Below are 18,262 nucleotides of genomic sequence, written 5' to 3'. Positions count from 1 at the left end.
TTTTTGGCACGCTGTTGAGTTCTCAAGGAACGGACGCTTCCTTTGTACTCACCCGAGAGACTCTCTCAGGCTTTCCTCCGGGCGCTTCCCTTCGGTCTTGCGTTTCAAACTCTATCAGTGTTTTTCCGTCTCCCTGACCACCGTCCCGCGGACATGCGGAAGGGACCCCGAGATAGGATCTGACAAGTTGGGTGCTGCCAGGCAAGGACGCTTGGTGGCGTCGCTCGCCCCCGGGCAGGTCTACGACTCTACATGCGGGCCTGGAGCGGGCGCAAATCGTTTCCGCTGTGTCCTTCGGTCTCCAAGCGGGATCACTCGCGCGGAACCGCCACTTCATATGACATACCCTGCTCAACAGTGCGCCGTCCGGGACAGGCAGTGACGGCCCATATGAATCTCCACCCCTGGGAGGCTTCCCATGACCACCGTGACGTCCCCTATCGCAGGACGCGCCATCGGGCTCTCCGCGGTGCCGGACCCCGTCTTCTCCGGGGCCATGGTCGGCCCCGGCATGGCGATCGAACCCGTCCGTGAGCCCGCCGAGGCTGTCGCGCCCGTCGACGGAGTCATTGTCTCGCTTCACCCCCATGCTTTTGTCGTAGTGGACGGTGAGGGCCACGGCGTCCTCACGCACCTGGGTATCGACACGGTCCAGCTCAACGGCGAGGGCTTCGAGCTCCTCGTGAACAAGGGGGACACCGTGACGCGCGGCCAGGGCGTCGTGCGCTGGAACCCGGCCGCCGTCGAAGCGGCCGGCAAGTCCTCGGTGTGCCCGGTCGTGGCTCTCGAGGCCACTGCGGACTCCCTCTCCGACGTCCGCGAGGACGGCGACGTGAAGCCCGGCGACGCTCTCTTCAGCTGGCAGTGACTTCACCGCCGTCCAGCACGGCGGCTTGGACAACCATCGCGGCGGCGGAGCCCGCCGCACTATCGGAGACGGGTGAGATGGAGACAACGCTGCGAGGCGTCGGCGTGAGCCACGGTGTGGCGATCGGCGAGGTTCGGCACATGGGGACGGCGGTTCTCGAACCGCCTGCCAAGCAGATCCCGGCGGAGGACGCGGAGCGCGAACAGGGGCGTGCCCGCAAGGCCGTGGAAGCGGTGGCAGCCGATCTGATTGCGCGCGGCAATCTGGCGGGGGGCGAAGCCCAGGCGGTGCTCGAGGCGCAGGCCATGATGGCCCAGGACCCCGAGCTGATGGCGGACGTGGAGCGGCGGATCGCGGTCGGCAGCACGGCCGAGCGCGCGGTCTACGACGCGTTCGCCGCGTACCGGGCACTGCTCGCCGGTGCCGGTGAGTACCTCGCCGGGCGCGTGGCCGACCTCGACGACGTGCGGAACCGTATCGTCGCCCGGCTCCTCGGTGTGCCGATGCCCGGTGTGCCGGACAGCGACGAACCGTACGTTCTTATTGCGCGTGACCTCGCGCCCGCGGACACCGCGCTGCTCGACCCCACTCTGGTGCTCGGTTTCGTCACCGAGGAGGGTGGGCCCACCAGCCACAGCGCGATCCTGGCCCGTGCGCTCGGCGTCCCCGCCGTGGTCGCGCTGCCGGGTGCGGGTGAGCTCGCGGAGGGCACCGTGATCGCCGTGGACGGCAGCACCGGTGAGATCTTCGTGGAGCCGAGTGCCGAGAAGAAGGCACAGATGGAGGCCGCGGCGGCGGAGCGCAAGGCGGCGCTCTCCGCTGCGACGGGTCCGGGTGCCACGTCCGACGGTCACAAGGTGCCGCTGCTGGCGAACGTCGGTGGTCCGGCGGACGTGCCGGCCGCGGTCGAGGCCGGTGCCGAGGGCGTGGGTCTGTTCCGCACCGAGTTCCTCTTCCTCGACGACAGCAAGAAGGCGCCGTCGGAGGAGAAGCAGGTCGAGGCGTACCGCCAGGTGCTGGAGGCGTTTCCCGAGGGCCGTGTCGTGGTGCGGGTGCTGGACGCCGGTGCCGACAAGCCGCTCGACTTCCTCACCCCGGCCGACGAGCCGAACCCGGCACTGGGTGTGCGGGGTCTGCGGACGCTGCTCGACCACCCGGAGGTGCTGCGCACGCAGCTCGGTGCTCTCGCGAAGGCTGCCGAGGGGCTGCCGGTCTACCTCGAAGTGATGGCTCCGATGGTGGCGGACCGCATCGACGCCAAGGCGTTCGCGGACGCCTGCCGTGCGGCCGGGCTGCAGGCGAAGTTCGGTGCGATGGTGGAGATTCCGTCGGCCGCTCTGCGGGCGCGGTCGATTCTGCAGGAGGTCGAGTTCCTGTCGTTGGGGACCAATGACCTCGCGCAGTACACCTTCGCCGCCGACCGGCAGGTGGGTGCGGTGTCCCGTCTGCAGGACCCGTGGCAGCCGGCGCTCCTCGACCTGGTCGCGCTGTCGGCCGAGTCGGCGAAGGCCGAGGGCAAGAGCTGTGGTGTCTGTGGCGAGGCCGCCTCCGACCCGCTGCTCGCGTGTGTGCTGACCGGTCTCGGGGTCACCTCCCTGTCGATGGGTGCGGCATCGCTTCCTTATGTACGGGCGACGCTGGCCAAGTACACGCTGGCCCAGTGCGAGCGTGCCGCCGCTGCCGCTCGTGCCGCGGACACGGCGGAAGAGGCGCGGGCTGCGGCGCAGGCGGTGCTGTCCGGCGAGTAGCCGGTCCGCGTCGTCGATGATCGTCGTCCTCGGGGCGCTCCACCTGCGGGTGGGGCGCCCCTTGGCGTTCAGTGAGTGTGGCCGGTGTCTTCTCCTGCGTCTCCGAGGTCAGGGGGTACGCAGTAGTCGACGCCGGACTCCGGGGAGACGAGGTCTCCGGTATCGACGTCGGTGCAGTAGGCGTCGAAGACTTCGGCGGCGGTGAGGGGCTCCAGCCGTTCACCGCGCAGGCGCCATCCGTAGACCCGGTCGGTGGTGCCCGCCGCGGTGGTGCGCATGACGAGTCCGCCGGAGCTGCGGGTGGCGATGCCGAGGGCGAGGACGCTGGTGAATTCGAGGGCTTCCGACTCGTCGACGCGGCTCGCGGTGTCGGGTTCGTCGTCGGCCCGGAGCGCGGCCACGAGTGTTTCGGGGGCGGCCGAGACACTGCAGACGAGGTGGAGGTGGCCGGGGCCGGCTGTTTCGATGATGCGGGTGAGGAGCCGCGCGGCTCGGGCGAAGGCGGCGCGGCCGATGTCGACGCCACAGGAGGCGCAGGCGCCGATGCGGGCCAGGAGTGTGGTCGCGTACTCCCAGGTGGCCTTGCGGACGGCCTCGTCGACGAGGGTCGGGACGAGTTCGTCGAGGGGCTGGCCTTCGTAGGGGACTGTGGCTCCGGTGGCGGCGAGTTCCGCGGTGAAGCGGGTGCGGCTGGCCGGGGTGTCGGGTTCGAGGCCGCTGGTCGCGCAGTACTCGGCGTACTCCTCGGGGTCGAAGAGGGCCACTGTGGTGTGGCTGCCCTGGGCGGAGAGGGTCCTGAGCAGGGACTCGACCTGCCGGAGATAGGTCGCGTGGTCGTCGAAGGCGAAGGTGCGGTACCGCCGCATCGCGGTGAAGTCCTCGTCGTCGGTGAGCAGGCCGATGGTGCCGGCGATTTCGCGGCGCAGGACGCGTCGCATGCGCTGGGCCTGGGTGTTGGTCATGTTTTCCCCCTGTGCACAGTCGATCAATGCTCACTCACAGTAACCGGAGGCACTGACAATGCCGGTCGGGGAAGGTGTTCGCGCACGATGCGGTGCTGGAACAGGCAGGTCACGGCGATGGTCGCGCCGAAAGCCGTCCAGCCGAGGGGACCGGCGGCGATGGCCGCGGTGACGGCGAGTGGTCCGACGCTGCGCTGCGCGGACTGCGCCAGCCCGTGCACTCCGAGGTAGGCGCCCTGGGCTGTGTCGGGGGCGAGGGCGACGGAGAGTTCCCAGGAGACTGTCGCATGGAGCATCTCGGCCACGGTGAAGGCGATCGCGGCGCCGGTGAGGAACGAGGTCGTGGTGACGGTTCCGCCGGCGGCCGAGAGGGCCATGGCCGTGCCGCCGAGGGCGAAGACGGCGGACAGGGGGATCAGCAGGGCGCGTGCCGCGGCCGTGGTGGCGCCGAGGCGGGCCAGGGGGACCTGGAAGGCCACCACCATCACGTTGTTGAGGACCATGAGCAGGGGTGCGAGGCCGTGGGGTGCGTGGTCGGAGTGGGCGATCCACAGCGGCAGTCCTACCTTGAAGACCGCGTCGTCGAGGAAGAGCACGGTGTCGCTGGCGACGTAGGTGAGGTAGGCGCGGTCCCGCCAGGGGTTTCGAGGTCGTGCGGTGGGGGCCGGGTTCTTCGACGTGGTGACGGTGCGGGTGGCCGAAGGAGGTTCGCCGCAGCGTGTGGTGGCGAGGGCGACGGCTGCGAAGGAGAGGGCGTCGCCGAGGAGGAGCCATCGGTAGGCGTCGGTGGTGCCGACGGCGAGGGCTCCGGCCGCGGCGAGGCCGCCGAGGGCCCATCCGGCGTTGGCGACAGTGCGGTTGACGGCCTGGTAGCGGACGCGGTCCGGTCCGGCGACGCGGGTGGCGTACAGCTTGGTGAGGACGTTGGCGGCGCGGTCGCCGAGGCTGCCGACGGCTGAGAAGGCCATCAGCAGGAAGTAGTTGTCGGTGGTGAGCAGGGCGACGGAGGCGAGGGCCCGCAGGATCTGGAGGGCGGTCAGTACGCGGGTGAGGGGCAGTCGGTCGGCGATGCGCCCGCCGAGGGGTGCGCCGGCGATGCCGACCGCTCCGGAGACGGCGACGAGGGTGCCGACCTGGGTCACGGACAGGTCGCTGACGTAGGTGAAGTACAGGACGGAGACGGAGGCCCACAGACCGCTGCCGATCCGGTCGACCAGTGCGATCCAGAGCATTCTGCGGCCGTCGCGGCCTCCTGGGACGCGTGTCCACCATGCTGCGGTGCGGGGCATCGCACTCACTGCTCCCCCCTTGCCCGAGATTATGTATTGATACATACTTAGCAACGTGGCAACACAATATGGGATCAGTGGTACGACGGCCAAGGGAATTGCGTCGTCCGTCGAACGAGGCGTGGCCGAGGGCGCGTTGGAGCCGGGAAGCGCACTGCCTCCGGTGCGTCGCCTCGCCGACGACCTCGGCGTGAGTCCGGGCACGGTGGCGACGGCCTACAAGGAGCTGCGGAGCCGCGGCATCGTGACGACCCGCGGGCGGGGTGGCACCGTGGTCGCCGCCGCCCCCGCGGTCGCCTCGCGGAGGCCGCCCAAGGTGCCGGACGGCCTTCGCGACCTGGCCGGCGGGCATCCGGACCCCGAGCTGCTCCCCCATCTCGTGCCGCCGTCGCGGCTCTCCCCCGGTGCTCGTTCGCACCGGGCCACTCCCCGGCTGGCGCGCCTGGAGGACGCGGTGCGCGAGTGGCTGGAGCCCGACGGAGTGCCCGCGGACCAGGTGACGTTCGCGCACGGCGCGCTCGACCTCATCGGGCGGCTGCTGTCGGTGGAGCTGCGGCCGGGCGACGGCGTGGCCATGGAGGACCCGGGATATCACCATCTGCTGGATCTGGTCACCGCGTTGGGGCTGCGCACGGTGCCGGTCGCGGTGGACGACCGGGGCATGCGCCCCGAGGCGTTGCGCACCGCCCTGCGGGCCGGCGTCCGTGCGGTGGTGTACAGCCCGCGGGCGCAGAACCCGTACGGCGGGTGCTTCTCGGCGGAGCGCCGGGACGCGCTGATCGACATCGTGCGGGAGCAGCCCGACCTGCTGGTCGTGGAGAACGACCACGCCTCCGCCGTCGCGGACGCGCCTTTGCGCTCACTGACGTCGGGCGGCCTGACGCGATGGGTTCATGTGCGGACCGTCAGCAAGTTCCTGGGGACCGATCTGCGGTGGGCGGCGGCGGCCTGCGATCCGACGACGCTCGCCCGGCACGACGGCCGGATGCTCCTGACCTCGGGCTGGGTCAGTCACCTGTTGCAGGAGACGGTGTACGGGCTGATGACGGACGACGGCACGCGCGCGTTGGTCACGCGCGCGCAGGAGGCGTACGGGCTGAGGCGGAGGGCCCTGGCGAGTGAGCTCGCCGAGCGGGGCGTGCGGGCCCACGGCGTGAGCGGAATGAACCTCTGGGTGCCGGTGCGGGACGAGTCGGCCGTCGTGAACGGTCTGCGGTCGCACGGCTGGTGGGTCGCGGCGGGCGCCCGTTTCCGGCTCGCCTCCGCCCCCGGCGTCCGGATCTCGGTCGCGGAGCTCGACCCCGCCGACGCGGCAGGGCTGGCCTCGGACTTCGCCACCGTGCTGGGCGAGTCCGAGGCCACCTACGGGGGCTGATCAGGCGCGCTTGCGGGCCAGGTCCTCGTAGAAGCGCAGCAGTTCGACGTTGTCCACGGAGCCGACGTTGACCGCCTTCTCCAGAGTGGCGCCCTGGAGGAGGCGCTTGACGGGGACCTCGATGCGCTTGCCCGTGAGGGTGTGCGGCACTCCGGGAACCTCGATGACCTCGTCCGGGACGTGCCGCGGGGACAGCTGCTCGCGGATCGTCTGCTTGATGCGGCCCAGGAGTGCCTCGTCGAGCACGGCCCCGGGGGCGAGGTGGACGAACAGGGGCATCCAGTAGCCGCCGTCGGGCTGCTCGATCCCGATGACGAGCGACTCCTTGATCTCGGGGAGGCGCTCGACGGCTTCGTAGATGTCGGCCGAGCCCATGCGAACGCCCTGCCGGTTGAGCGTGGAGTCGGAGCGGCCGTGGATGACGACGGAACCGCGCGAGGTGACGGTGATCCAGTCCCCGTGCCGCCACACTCCGGGGTAGGTGTCGAAGTAGCTGTCGTGGTAGCGGCTGCCGTCGGGGTCGTTCCAGAAGCGGATGGGCATGGACGGCATCGGGTTGGTGACGACCAGCTCACCGACCTCGTCGACGAGAGGCTTGCCGCTGGGGTCCCAGGACTGGAGGTCGGTGCCGAGGCCCGGGGCCTGGAGCTCGCCGATGTGCACCGGCAGTGTGGGGACGGCTCCCGCGAAGCAGGAGCACACGTCGGTGCCGCCGCTGACGGACGCGATCCACAGGTCCGCCCCGGCCTCGGCGAACTCGTCGTGGAGCCAGCGGAACCCGTCGGGCGGCAGGGGTGATCCGGTGGTGGCCACGCACTGCACGCGCGTGAGGTCGAAGTCCCGGGCGGGGTGGACGCCCGCCTTGCGGCAGGCCATGACGTAGGCCGCCGAGGTGCCGAAGAGGGTCGCTCCCGTGCGTTCGGCGATGCGCCACTGGGCCCCCGTGTCCGGGTATCCCGGGCTGCCGTCGTACAGGACGATGGTGGTGCCGGTGAGCAGGCCGGAGACGAGGAAGTTCCACATCATCCAGCCCGTGGACGTGTACCAGAAGAAGCGGTCCTCGGGGCCCAGGTCGCAGTGCAGACCGAGCTGCTTGAGGTGCTCGACGAGGATGCCGCCCTGGGACTGGACGATGGCCTTGGGCAGGCCGGTCGTCCCGGAGGAGTAGAGCACCCACAGGGGGTGGTCGAAGGGCACCTGCTCGAAGACGGGGTCCACGTCGGCGGAGGTCAGCGCGGACCACTCCAGGGCGCCCTCGGGTGCCTGGGTGCCGAGCAGCGGGATGTGCACGACGGCACGCAGCGTGGGCAGCTCGCGGCGCAGTTCGGCGACGGTGTCGCGACGGTCATGCTCCTTGCCGCCGTACCGGTAGCCATCGACCGTGAACAGCACCACGGGTTCGACCTGCTGGAAACGGTCGAGGACGCTGCGGGCCCCGAAGTCGGGGGCGCAGGACGTCCAGACGCCGCCCACGGCGGCCGTGGCGAGCAGGGCGACGACAGCCTGCGGGATGTTCGGGAGGTAGCCGCTGACGCGGTCTCCGGGGCGCACGCCGAGGGCGCGCAGCTCGGCTGCCAGGGAACCGACCTGCCGGCGCAGCTCCGACCAGCTCACGGGGGTCGGCTCGTGCGTCTCGTCGACATGCAGGAGGGCCGGATCGTCCGGACGGGTCTCCGCCGCGCGCAGGGCGTGCTCGGCGTAGTTGAGGGTCGCCCCCGGGAACCACTCGGCGCCGGGCATCGAGCGGTCGCCCAGCACGCGCGCGTAGGGCGTGGAGAACCGTACGTCGAACCATTCGGTGACGGATTTCCAGAAGGTGTCGAGCTCGTCCACCGACCAGCGGTGCAACGCCGCGTAACCGCCGTGGGCGGGCGCTCCGTGCTGCTCGGCCGCCCAGGCCTGGAACCTCGTGATCTGGGCTCGCGCGATGCCTTCCTCTGTGGGCTGCCAGAGCGGCGTGGCGTTCGCGGTGGACATGGGGCGGCTCCCGGTCTGTGCGCGTCGTGTGCGTCTGTCGCGCACGAGCGGGGGTGTGCGCGTCACGCGGCTGACACGGACGATGCCATGTGATCGACTTCAGCACCAGGGCGCGCCACACATAGTCAGCAACGTGAAGATGTGGCGTCGCCATGGGTGAACGGCAGTTGAACGACTCACCCGTACGGAGCTGTCAGTGGCAGGGTGAGCAGCATGGACGGTCGTGACCTGGTGCGTTCGGTGAAAGCGGTCGGTTCGGGGGGTACTGCCCAAGGGTGGCGCACGGTCCGGGCCGCATGGCGCAGGAGGCGTGCCGACGCCGCCGCGTTGCCGCAGCGGGGCGCCGAGCGGGCTCGGGTGCCGGGCCCGCTACAGGGTGTGGAACCGGAGCCCGGCGGTGGCGTCGTCCGTTTCACCAGGTCCGAACTGCGGATCACGGTCACGGCCGGCGGAGCGGTCTTCTGGGGCTGGGACGGAGCAGGTCCGGAGCCGTCCTACGCGCTCGCGGGCAGCTCCCCCGAGCCCGACCCCCGCGCGATCCTGGAGCCGGACAAGGAGGGCGGCTGGCGGGTCGTCTCCGAGCGGGTGACCGTCGCGGTCTCGCTGCACGGCGCGGTCGAGGTGCGGACCCCCGGAGGCGTGGTCCTGCGCCGCGATCTGCCGCCCCGCTGGTGGGAGCCCGTCGGCGGCGGCGCGGCCCGCTGGATGCAGCGCTCCGAAGTGGCGGCCGACGCTCGCTTCTTCGGTCTCGGCGGGCGCGCGACGGGGCCCCGGCTCCGCGACGGCACGTACCGGTTGTGGAACACGGATCCGGGCCGGCCCTTCGGACCCGAGGACGACCCCCTGTACATCACCATGCCGGTGCAGATGGTGGTCGCCGACGCGGCCACCCACCTCGTGTTCCACGACACGACGTGGGACGGCACGGTGACCTTGCGCGAGGGTGAGGAGGGCGCCGGCTCCGGGCACGACCGGGCCGGGACGTGCGAGCTGCGCATGGACGGCGGCCCGCTGCGCTGCTGGGTCATGGTGGGCACCCCCGCGCGCGTGCTGCACGCCTGGGCCTCGCTCACCGGGGCGCCCGCGCTGCCCCCGGCGTGGGCTCTGGGGCACCATCACGCGCGGTGGGGTTTCGGCAGCGAGCAGGAGGTACGGCGGATCGTCGCCGGGTACGAGGAGCGCGGTCTTCCGCTCGACGCGGTCCACCTGGACATCGACCACTACGACGCGCACCAGGTGTTCACCGTCGACACTCAGCACTTCCCGAAGCTCCCGCTGCTCGCCGAGGAACTGCGCCGCGACGGCGTCCACCTGGTGTCGATCGTCGATCCCGCGGTCAAGGCCGAGCCGGGCAACGCGGTGTACGACAGCGGGCTGGACGCGGACGCCTTCGTCCGGGACGCCTCGGGGCAGCTGGTGCGCGGCGTCGTGTGGCCCGGGGAGTCGGTCCATCCCGACTTCACGCACGCGCGCGTGCGCGAGTGGTGGGGCGGGCTCTACGAGGAGCGGCTCGCGCTGGGGTTCGCCGGGTTCTGGCACGACATGAACGAACCGACGTCGTTCACGGCCTTCGGGGAGTCGACGCTGCCCCGTTCGGCGCGGCACTCCCTGGAGGGGCGCGGCGGAGATCATCGCGAGGCGCACAACGTGTACGCGCTCGGCATGGCCAGGGCCGCCTACGAGGGACTGCGGGAGCTCGTGCCCCAGGAACGGCCGTTCCTCTTCTCCCGGTCCGGCTGGGCCGGGATGCAGCGCTACGGCGGGACCTGGTCGGGGGACGTGGCCACCGGCTGGCCGGGACTGCGGGCGTCACTCTCCCTCGTGCTGGGGCTCGGGCTGTGCGGGGTGCCCTACTCGGGACCCGACGTGGGCGGCTTCGACGGGAGCCCGTCGCCCGAGCTGTACCTGCGATGGTTCCAGCTCGGCGCCTACCTTCCGCTCTTCCGCACCCATGCGAGCCTGCGCGCGGGCCGCAGGGAGCCCTGGGAGTTCGGTCCCGAGGTCTTGGAGCACGCGCGCGTGGCACTCGTCGAGCGGCGGCGCCTCGCGCCGTACTTCATGACGCTGGCGCACCTGGCACGGCGCACGGGTGCGCCGTATGTGAGGCCCCTTTGGTGGGGCGCGCCCATGGACCGGGCGCTGCGCGACTGCGAGGACGCCTTCCTGCTGGGTGACTGCCTCCTGGTGGCGCCCGTGCTGGATCACGGAGCGGACCGGCGTGCGGTGCAGTTGCCCCGGGGGCGGTGGTACGACACGGCCACCGAGGAGGCGTACGAGGGTCCGGCCCAGGTGCTGGTCGACGCCCCGTTGTCACGAGTCCCGGTGCTGGCGCGGGCGGGCTCCGTCATCCCCGTGCGTGGTGCCGACGGCGGTCTGGAGCTGGAGGCGTGGGCTCCCGCGCGGGGCCGCACCGGCGGCGGGCTCGTCGTGGCGGACGCGGGCGACGGGTGGGACGAGCCGGAGATCGAGCGCTACGTGACGCGGTGGGAAGGGCGACGGGTGGTGGTGCTGCGGGACGGCGAGGACGGCCGGACCGAGCCGTCCTGCCCGGTCCGGATGCGGGGGCTCGGTGTGTGACGTGGCATGAGCGCGGCGCCGGCGGGTGACTGCCGCCGCCACCGCACGACGTGCGCCCCCGTGCGACGTGCGGCACGCGCGCGTGGGGCGACGCGACCGAGCGCGCGTCGATCGCGATGTGCCCGCGCGCGTGGGGCGACCTGCCCTCGCCCGTCAGACGATCTGCCCGCGCGCGGGCGACGCGCCCGCGCGTGCGGTGGGCCGTCTCAGATGTACCGGCCCTCGAACCATGCCCGGGCCGCCAAGGTGTGCAGCGGGAAGGCGAGTTCGACCGGCCTGCGCAGGAGGTGCCAGCCCTCCGTCTCGTCCGTGGCGGCCGACGGGGGCAGCTCGGCCGCCGGACGCTCCGGAAGGAGCCCGAAGAGCAGCAGATGGCCGGCCGGAGAGCTCATCGCGTCGGCGAGCCGGACGTCCCGGCTCGCCACGTCGATGCCCGTCTCCTCCTTGAGCTCGCGCGCGACCGCGTGCCGCCAGTCCTCCCGGTGGTCGATGAAGCCCCCGGGCAGGGCGATGCCTCCGCGCGCGGGGGCGATGGTCCGGGTGATGACGACCAGGGCCGCACCCCTGTCGTCGTAGACGGGCTGAAGGGCCACCGCGACGGGGAGCGGATTGCGGTACGCCACGGTCCCGCAGGCGGCACAGGTGCGGGGCCAGCCGGAGATGCCCTCTTCGTAGGGGGCGCCACAGCTCGAACAGTGGGAGTCCGGCGCGAAGTCGGCGGGCGGATGCGGGGTTGCGGACACGCCGCGGACTGTATCCGATCATCGGAGGAACGTCTTCACCTGTGGCCGCCCGGACCTGCGAGCGCCCCCGGCGGGGCGCCGGCGGCGGGGACGGCCGGGACCACCCCCGTGGGCCCCGGTCGTCCCCACGGTTACAGCGACGCCGTGGAAGCCCGTGTGGTTCACCCTGACGGCCTGCCCAATTCTCGTTGCCCGTGGCACACTTCTGACGTTCCGTCAGATATGGCGCCGGGAGGGATCTTGTCGCGTACACGCACGCCTGTGGTGACCGGGTGGTTCGCAGGAGAGGGAGACGACTTCCGCCTCCTCGGCACACGCTGCTCCGCGTGCACCTCGGTCTTCTTCCCCCGCGAGGACGCGTTCTGCCGCAATCCGGGCTGCCCGGGCGGCGAGCTCGTCGAGATGCCGCTGTCCCCGCGCGGTCGCGTCTGGTCGTACACGGACAGCCGGTACCGACCGCCGTCACCCTATGTGACCGACCCGGAACTCTCGTGGGAGCCCTACACGTTGATCGCTGTGGAGCTGGAATCCGAGCGCATCGTGGTACTCGGCCAGGCGGCTCCCGGGATCACCGTCGCCGATCTGACGGTGGGCATGGAGGTGGTGGTCGTCCCGGGTGTGCTCAATGAGGACACGGAGACGACGTGGACAACCTGGCACTGGCGGCCGACGGGGGTGGCCGCATGAGCGGTACACGGTTCTGGGGGGTGGTGGCATGACCGGCGAGGTGGCGGTGCTCGGCGTGGGCATGCACCCGTGGGGCAAGTGGGGCCGCGGATTCGTCGAGTACGGAGTGACGGCCGCGCGGACCGCGCTGGCCGACGCCGGGATCGACTGGCGCGACGTCGGGTCGATCGTCGGTGCCGACACCGTCCGCGGCGGCTATCCGGGGTATGTGGCGGGAGCGACGTTCGCCAAGGCACTGGGCTGGCAGGGAGCACGGGTCGCGAGCGTGTACGCGGCGTGCGCGTCGGGGGCGCAGGCCTTGAACACGGCGCGTGCCCAGATCCTCGCGGGCCTCGCGGACGTCGTCCTCGTGGTCGGCGCCGACGCGGCCCCCAAGGGGTTCTTCCGGCCGGCCGGCGGGGATCGGCCCGATGATCCGGACTGGCTGCGGTTCCGGGTGCTGGGGGCGACGAATCCGACCTACTTCGGGCTGTACGCACGACGGCGCATGGCACTGCACGGAGACACACTGGAGGACTTCGCGCAGGTCAAGGTGAAGAACGCGGCGCTGGGGGCGCTCAACCCGCACGCGCGGTACCGCAAGAAGGTCACCGCGGAGGAGGTCGCCGGGTCCGCGGTCGTCGCCGATCCACTGCGGCTCCTCGACATCTGCGCGACCTCGGACGGCGGCGCGGCCGTGGTGCTCGCCAGCATGGAGTTCGCGCGCCGGCACGGAGCGGCCGGTCCCGTGCGGATCCGCGCGGTGTCCACGGTGACCCCGAGCTATCCCAACACGGTGCTCGACCTGCCGGACATCGCCACGGACTCCGCCGCCGCCGTGCAGCCGGCCGACGGCACCTTCCGTGCGTCGATCGCGCGCGCGGCGTACGAGGAGGCCGGCATCGGACCCGAGGATCTCTCGCTCGCCGAGGTGTACGACCTGTCCACGGCCCTGGAGTTGCAGTGGTACGAGGACCTCGGGCTGTGCGGCGAGGGCGAGGCGGCGAAGCTGCTGCGCGAGGGTGCCACCTCGCTCGGCGGCCGCATACCGGTGAACGTCAGCGGTGGTCTCGCCTCCTTCGGGGAGGCCGTTCCGGCGCAGGCGATCGCCCAGGTGTGCGAGCTGACCTGGCAGCTGCGCGGCAGCGCGGGCGACCGTCAGGTGGCCGGGGCCCGCGTGGGGATCACCGCGAACCAGGGACTGTTCGGACACGGCTCCTCGGTCGTCGCGGTGCGCTGAACCGACAGTCCCTGGGCGGCGGTTCCGCGGACCCGGCCCCGCCGTGCGCGCACCGCTGGGGTGCGCAGCGCGGCCCGGTCGGCGGCAGCGGCCTTCCGGCCGGAGCCGGCCCGGCCGCCCGCACCCTGTGTGACGACCTCGGAATCCTGCGTGAACAGCTCATGAATCGCCCCCGGGCGCGGACGGGCGGCGACATCATGCTGGCGTGCCCTCCTGGACGGATACGGTCCGCTTCGCCTTCCAACCGGTCGTCAATCTGACGACCGGAGGGGTCTCGGCGCTGGAGATACTCGCCCGCCCCGAGGCCGGCGACATCCTGGCACAGGCCCGCCGCGACCCCGAACTGGACGGCCGGCTGGCCGCGTTGGCCATCAGGGCCGCCGCGCGCAAGGAGACTCTGCTGCCGCTGCACGTCAATGTGTTCGCCGGAACCCTCGCCGACCTCGGCGGTCTGGGGGCGCTGCGCGAGGCGGTGCGCGAGGCCGGACGGCTTCCCTGGGAGGTGACCGTCGACATCGGCCCGCCGTACACGCACGTGCCGCAGCACGCCCTGCTGGAGGCGGTGACCGCGGTGCGGGCCGAGGGCTTCCGGATCTGCGCGGACGGGATCGGCGACGGCGACGTACCGCTGCGGCTACTCACGGACCTCGCTCCCGAGCTGATGAAGCTCGACGTGTCCCTGCTGACGCGGCCCGCGGCGGTGCGGGCGATGCGGACGCTGTGCGAGCAGCTGGGCGCGCTGCTGTCCGTCGAGGGGGTGGAGACGGAGTCGCAGTGCGCGGCGGCGGTGTCGGCGGGCGCGCAGCTGGCGCAGGGCGACCTGTTCGCGCCGCCCACTCGGCTGCCCGCGGCGGACGTATACGTTCCGGCCCTCTCCCCCGCGCACTCCGCTTCGCCGCGGTCGGGGCCCTCCGTACGGCAGTTCGTTCGACCGGCCGCGCTGCTGCCCGCGATGGCCTCGGCGGGACAGGTACGGGCGCTGCTCACCGGCTCGCCCGACGTGTCCGGGGTGCTGCTCGTGAACTCCTCCGGAGTCCCCGTACGGTCCGTGCACCGCTCACGGTTCCTGCTGTCGATGTCCGCCCGCTACGGTCACGCGCTGTACGCGGACCGCCCCGCCGCCAAGCTCGGCGACCCGCCGCGCACCGTCGGCGTCGACGCCACGGCCTGGGAGGTCCTGGACGTGGTGGCCGACGGGGACCGGGACCGTACCTCCGACGACGTCGCCGTCGTCGACCGGTACGGACGGTGCGTGGGCGTGGTGCGCCTCGCCGACCTCGTACGCGCCCTGGCGGAGAACCGGGTCGAGGAGGCCGCGGCGCTCAACCCGCTGACCAGGTTGCCCGGTTCGGACACGATCACCGGTGAGGTGGACCGACGGATCGCGGACGGCCGGCTGTTCGCGCTCAGCTGGCTGGACGTCGACCACTTCAAACAGGTCAACGACGGGGCGGGGTTCGCCGCGGGGGACGAACTGATCCGCTCGGTGGGGCGCGCCTTGCAGCACGCGGCGTCCGGGGCCACCCGCGTGGGGCACATCGGCGGGGACGACTTCCTGGTCCTCGCCGATCCGGACACCCTGGACCCCCTGGCCACGTCACTCCTCGACGCGCCCTGGTCCGCGGGCGGCCGGGCGATCACCCTTTCGCTGGCCACGGTGCTGTGCGCGCCCGGCAGCGTCACCGACCACCGGCAGGCCGCCGCCTGCCTGGCGCCGCTCAAGAAGGCCGCGAAGGCGCTGAACGGGGCCAGCTGGGTGCTCGGGCGAGCGGGGCTGCCCGGCCACGAGGTGCGGCGCGGCCCGGGAACGGCGCCGGTGCGGCCGTCCGGGCAGGCCGTGGCCGGCTGAGCGGCCGTGGCCGGCTGAGCGGCCGTGGCCGGCTGAGCGGCTGTGCCACCCACCTTCGTGGTACCAAGCCGCACGGCCGCCCCCTACGGACGGGCCACCGCGGCAGTGCCGGCCCGGACGGCGCAGGCACGCGGACAGGCCACCTTCGTGGTGCCGAGCCGCACGGCCGCCCCGCACGAACCGGCCACCGTCAGGATGCCGAGCCGGACGGCTGCCCCGTACGGACGGGCCACCGTCGACGGACCGGACGCGTCCGGCGCCCTCCACGTCACGCCCCCTTTGCGGCCTTCGAACCGTTGCAGTCCGCTACCTTGACGCCCCCTGGGCACCGGTGAACACTTCCGGGTGTCAGTCGGCATCGCCGCATTCGGGCGTCTTCAGGCACCGCACCGCTCGGGTTTCGACCTGCACCCAGGCCGTCCCCCCACGGGCGATTCCGCTGCGACGGCACGCTCGTCATGGACGCCGGGCGGGGCGCGGGACATCCCTGCCTTCGGCTGAAGTGGCCATGGGAAACGCACCCTGCACGGTGGCCCGGGGCCAATCCCCCGGGCGAGGGCCTAGGAGCCGCCATGAGCAACGGAGACATCTTTGTCGGCGAGTTGATCGGCACCGCGATCCTGATCCTTTTCGGCGCGGGAGTATGCGCCGCCGTCACCCTCAACAAGTCCAAGGCACAAGGCGCCGGCTGGGTGGTCATCGCGTTCGGATGGGGCTTCGGTGTCCTGGCCGGCGCGTACACCTCGGCACCGCTTTCCGGAGGCCAGATCAATCCGGCGGTCACGATCGGCTTCGCGATCGAGGGCTCCACGAAGTGGGAGGACGTGCCCTTCTACATCCTGGGCCAGTTCGCCGGAGCCATGATCGGGGCCACGCTCTGCTGGCTGCTCTACCTCGGGCAGTTCAACCTCAACGCCGAAGAGGACAAGGCCATCGAGACGCTGGGGATCTTCTCGACACGGCCCGAGATCAACAACCCCGTGCAGAACCTGATCACAGAGATCATCGCCACCATCGCGCTGATGCTGCCCATCCTCGGGCTGGTCGGCGGGAGCAAGCACGTCGCGGGCATCGGCGACGCGGGCCTGCCCGTCCTGCTCATCTCCCTCCTCGTCGTGGGCATCGGCCTCTCGCTGGGCGGCCCCACCGGGTACGCCATCAACCCGGCCCGCGACCTGGGACCGCGCCTCACCCACGCGCTGCTGCCGATCCCCAACAAGGGCACCTCGGAGTGGAGTTACTCCTGGATCCCGGTGGTCGGCCCGATCGTGGGCGCCGCCATCGGGGCCGCGATCTACAACGCAGCCTTCTGACGAAGGGGACGTCATGACGGACCATGCCGAGAAGTACGTCGCCGCAATCGACCAAGGCACCACATCGAGCCGCTGCATCATCTTCGATCAGGCCGGCGCGATCGTCGCCGTCGACCAGCGCGAACACCGCCAGATCTTCCCCAAGCCGGGCTGGGTGGAGCACGACGCCACGGAGATCTGGTCCAAGGTGCAGGCCGTGGTCGCCGGCGCGATCGCCAAGGCCGGACTGCGGGCCGACCAGCTGAGCGCGCTCGGGATCACCAACCAGCGCGAGACGACGGTCCTCTGGGACCGGGCCACGGGCAAGCCCGTCCACAACGCGATCGTCTGGCAGGACACCCGTACGTCCGCGCTCTGCAACGAACTGGGCGGCACGGACGGACAGGACCGCTTCCGCGAGCAGACCGGACTCCCGCTGGCCAGCTATTTCTCGGGCCCCAAGGCGGCCTGGCTGCTGGACAACGTGCCGGGACTGCGGGCGCGGGCCGAGCGCGGTGAGATCGCCTTCGGCACGATCGACTCCTGGCTGATCTGGAACCTGACCGGCGGCACGGACGGCGGACAGCACGTCACCGACGTGACCAACGCCGGGCGCACCATGCTCATGAACCTGGACACGCTCCAGTGGGACTCGTCCATCCTGTCCGCGATGAACGTCCCCGAGGCGGTGCTCCCGGAGATCAGGTCCTCGTCCGAGGTGTACGGCAGCGCCGTGGGCCAGCTCTCCGGCGTGCCGGTCGCCTCCGCACTGGGCGACCAGCAGGCCGCGATCTTCGGCCAGGCCTGCTACGACGTCGGCACGGCGAAGAACACGTACGGAACCGGCAGCTTCCTGCTGCTGAACACCGGCAACCGGCCCGTCCCGTCGAAGAACGGGCTGCTGACGACGATGGGGTACAAGATCGGCACGGAGGCGCCGGTCTACTGCCTCGAAGGGTCCATCGCGATCACAGGCGCACTGGTGCAGTGGTTCCGCGACCAGCTCGGCATCATCCGCAGCGCCGACGAGATCGAGACGCTGGCCGCGAGCGTCGAGGACAACGGCGGCGCGTACATCGTGCCCGCCTTCTCCGGCCTGTTCGCACCCTACTGGCGCTCCGACGCACGCGGCGTCGTCACCGGGCTCACGCGGTACGTCACCAAGGCGCACCTCGCCCGCGCGGTGCTGGAGGCGACCAGTTGGCAGACCCGCGAGGTCGTGGACGCCATGTACCAGGACTCCGGGGTGCAGATCACCACCCTCAAGGTCGACGGCGGCATGACCAAGAACCAGCTGCTGATGCAGCACCAGGCGGATGTGCTGGGCGTGCCGGTGATCCGCCCGAAGGTCTCCGAGACGACCTGCTTGGGCGCGGCCTACGCGGCCGGGCTCGCCACAGGGGTGTGGAACGACCTGGACGAGCTGAAGTCGCACTGGCAGAAGGATGTCGAGTGGACTCCGTCCATGGAGGCCTCGGTGCGCGACCGCGAGTACCACAACTGGCGCAAGGCGGTGGAGAAGAGCTTCGGCTGGCACGAGGACGACGTCAGCTGAACAGGGTTCACGCGCGCGTGCCTCTCGGACGCTCCACGCGCGCGTGCTCGACTGCGGCCCGTACCCCGGTCGGCGAGGGTACGGGCCGTACCTGTGCGCGGATCGCGGCGGCGAGAGCCGG

The 18,262-nt window shown here is 71.6% G+C and carries 14 protein-coding genes; 9 read left to right on the top strand and 5 right to left on the bottom strand.

All coding sequences use genetic code 11. The features are described 5' to 3' along the window. Positions 1-418: 418 nt before the first annotated feature. A complete protein-coding gene (locus ABEB03_RS44275; protein WP_345658797.1) occupies positions 419-868 on the top strand; it encodes a PTS sugar transporter subunit IIA in 450 nt (149 codons plus the stop codon). Between the two features lie 77 nt (positions 869-945). Next, positions 946-2,616 carry a phosphoenolpyruvate--protein phosphotransferase gene (gene ptsP / locus ABEB03_RS44270; RefSeq protein WP_345658796.1) on the top strand — a complete coding sequence of 557 codons (1,671 nt, stop codon included), beginning with the start codon at positions 946-948 and terminating at the stop codon, positions 2,614-2,616. A 68-nt stretch (positions 2,617-2,684) separates the two neighbouring features. Here the strand turns inward: ptsP and ABEB03_RS44265 are convergent, their stop codons facing one another. Both ABEB03_RS44265 and ABEB03_RS44260 read right to left on the bottom strand, forming a co-directional pair. Further along, the gene (locus ABEB03_RS44265; protein ID WP_345658795.1) at positions 2,685-3,578 is read right to left on the bottom strand and encodes a hypothetical protein; all 894 of its coding nucleotides are present in this window, start codon (positions 3,576-3,578) and stop codon (positions 2,685-2,687) included. 23 nt (positions 3,579-3,601) lie between these two features. After that, on the bottom strand, positions 3,602-4,810 hold the full coding sequence (locus tag ABEB03_RS44260; RefSeq protein ID WP_345658794.1) for an MFS transporter: 1,209 nt from the start codon (positions 4,808-4,810) through the stop codon (positions 3,602-3,604). A 112-nt stretch (positions 4,811-4,922) separates the two neighbouring features. Between ABEB03_RS44260 and ABEB03_RS44255 the strand changes: the two genes are divergently transcribed. After that, positions 4,923-6,242, top strand: a complete 1,320-nt coding sequence (locus ABEB03_RS44255; RefSeq protein ID WP_345658793.1) for an aminotransferase class I/II-fold pyridoxal phosphate-dependent enzyme — start codon at positions 4,923-4,925, stop codon at positions 6,240-6,242. On the opposite strand, the gene ABEB03_RS44250 is transcribed toward ABEB03_RS44255, so the two are convergent. Continuing rightward, positions 6,243-8,219, bottom strand: coding sequence for an acetoacetate--CoA ligase (locus tag ABEB03_RS44250; protein ID WP_345658792.1), 1,977 nt, complete (start codon positions 8,217-8,219; stop codon positions 6,243-6,245). Between the two features lie 213 nt (positions 8,220-8,432). Between ABEB03_RS44250 and ABEB03_RS44245 the strand changes: the two genes are divergently transcribed. After that, a complete protein-coding gene (locus tag ABEB03_RS44245; RefSeq protein WP_345658791.1) occupies positions 8,433-10,796 on the top strand; it encodes a glycoside hydrolase family 31 protein in 2,364 nt (787 codons plus the stop codon). Positions 10,797-11,002: 206 nt separating this feature from the next. On the opposite strand, the gene ABEB03_RS44240 is transcribed toward ABEB03_RS44245, so the two are convergent. Further along, complete coding sequence (locus ABEB03_RS44240; protein WP_345658790.1) at positions 11,003-11,539, bottom strand: NUDIX domain-containing protein; 537 nt, start codon at positions 11,537-11,539, stop codon at positions 11,003-11,005. 261 nt (positions 11,540-11,800) lie between these two features. Here ABEB03_RS44240 and ABEB03_RS44235 point away from each other — a divergent pair, with 261 nt between their 5' ends. The 3 genes from ABEB03_RS44235 to ABEB03_RS44225 all read left to right on the top strand — a co-directional run bounded on the left by ABEB03_RS44235 (position 11,801) and on the right by ABEB03_RS44225 (position 15,294). Continuing rightward, the gene (locus ABEB03_RS44235; RefSeq protein WP_345658799.1) at positions 11,801-12,226 is read left to right on the top strand and encodes a Zn-ribbon domain-containing OB-fold protein; all 426 of its coding nucleotides are present in this window, start codon (positions 11,801-11,803) and stop codon (positions 12,224-12,226) included. Between the two features lie 28 nt (positions 12,227-12,254). Beyond that, entirely contained in the window at positions 12,255-13,445 is a 1,191-nt protein-coding gene (locus ABEB03_RS44230) for a lipid-transfer protein (RefSeq protein WP_345658789.1), read from the top strand. A 205-nt stretch (positions 13,446-13,650) separates the two neighbouring features. Next, positions 13,651-15,294 carry a GGDEF domain-containing protein gene (locus tag ABEB03_RS44225; protein WP_345658788.1) on the top strand — a complete coding sequence of 548 codons (1,644 nt, stop codon included), beginning with the start codon at positions 13,651-13,653 and terminating at the stop codon, positions 15,292-15,294. 83 nt (positions 15,295-15,377) lie between these two features. Here the strand turns inward: ABEB03_RS44225 and ABEB03_RS44220 are convergent, their stop codons facing one another. Further along, the gene (locus ABEB03_RS44220) at positions 15,378-15,566 is read right to left on the bottom strand and encodes a hypothetical protein (protein ID WP_345658786.1); all 189 of its coding nucleotides are present in this window, start codon (positions 15,564-15,566) and stop codon (positions 15,378-15,380) included. A 300-nt stretch (positions 15,567-15,866) separates the two neighbouring features. Here ABEB03_RS44220 and ABEB03_RS44215 point away from each other — a divergent pair, with 300 nt between their 5' ends. Next, the gene (locus ABEB03_RS44215) at positions 15,867-16,607 is read left to right on the top strand and encodes an MIP/aquaporin family protein (protein ID WP_345658784.1); all 741 of its coding nucleotides are present in this window, start codon (positions 15,867-15,869) and stop codon (positions 16,605-16,607) included. Positions 16,608-16,620: 13 nt separating this feature from the next. Further along, complete coding sequence (glpK, locus tag ABEB03_RS44210) at positions 16,621-18,141, top strand: glycerol kinase GlpK (protein WP_345658782.1); 1,521 nt, start codon at positions 16,621-16,623, stop codon at positions 18,139-18,141. The last annotated feature ends 121 nt before the right edge of the window (positions 18,142-18,262 follow it).

This window comes from Streptomyces siamensis (assembly GCF_039543605.1).
GTDB classification, from domain to species: domain Bacteria; phylum Actinomycetota; class Actinomycetes; order Streptomycetales; family Streptomycetaceae; genus Streptomyces; species Streptomyces siamensis.
The sequence above is the reverse complement of the archived record's forward strand: the minus strand, read 5'-3'. Positions and strand labels throughout refer to the sequence as shown.

Coding starts and splice junctions, on each gene's coding strand:
- ABEB03_RS44275 (WP_345658797.1), top strand. CDS start 419: ATGACCACCGTGACGTCCCCTATCGCAGGACGCGCCATCGGGCTCTCC.
- ABEB03_RS44265 (WP_345658795.1), bottom strand. CDS start 3,578: ATGACCAACACCCAGGCCCAGCGCATGCGACGCGTCCTGCGCCGCGAA.
- ptsP (WP_345658796.1), top strand. CDS start 946: ATGGAGACAACGCTGCGAGGCGTCGGCGTGAGCCACGGTGTGGCGATC.
- ABEB03_RS44215 (WP_345658784.1), top strand. CDS start 15,867: ATGAGCAACGGAGACATCTTTGTCGGCGAGTTGATCGGCACCGCGATC.
- ABEB03_RS44230 (WP_345658789.1), top strand. CDS start 12,255: ATGACCGGCGAGGTGGCGGTGCTCGGCGTGGGCATGCACCCGTGGGGC.
- glpK (WP_345658782.1), top strand. CDS start 16,621: ATGACGGACCATGCCGAGAAGTACGTCGCCGCAATCGACCAAGGCACC.
- ABEB03_RS44250 (WP_345658792.1), bottom strand. CDS start 8,219: ATGTCCACCGCGAACGCCACGCCGCTCTGGCAGCCCACAGAGGAAGGC.
- ABEB03_RS44260 (WP_345658794.1), bottom strand. CDS start 4,810: ATGCTCTGGATCGCACTGGTCGACCGGATCGGCAGCGGTCTGTGGGCC.
- ABEB03_RS44245 (WP_345658791.1), top strand. CDS start 8,433: ATGGACGGTCGTGACCTGGTGCGTTCGGTGAAAGCGGTCGGTTCGGGG.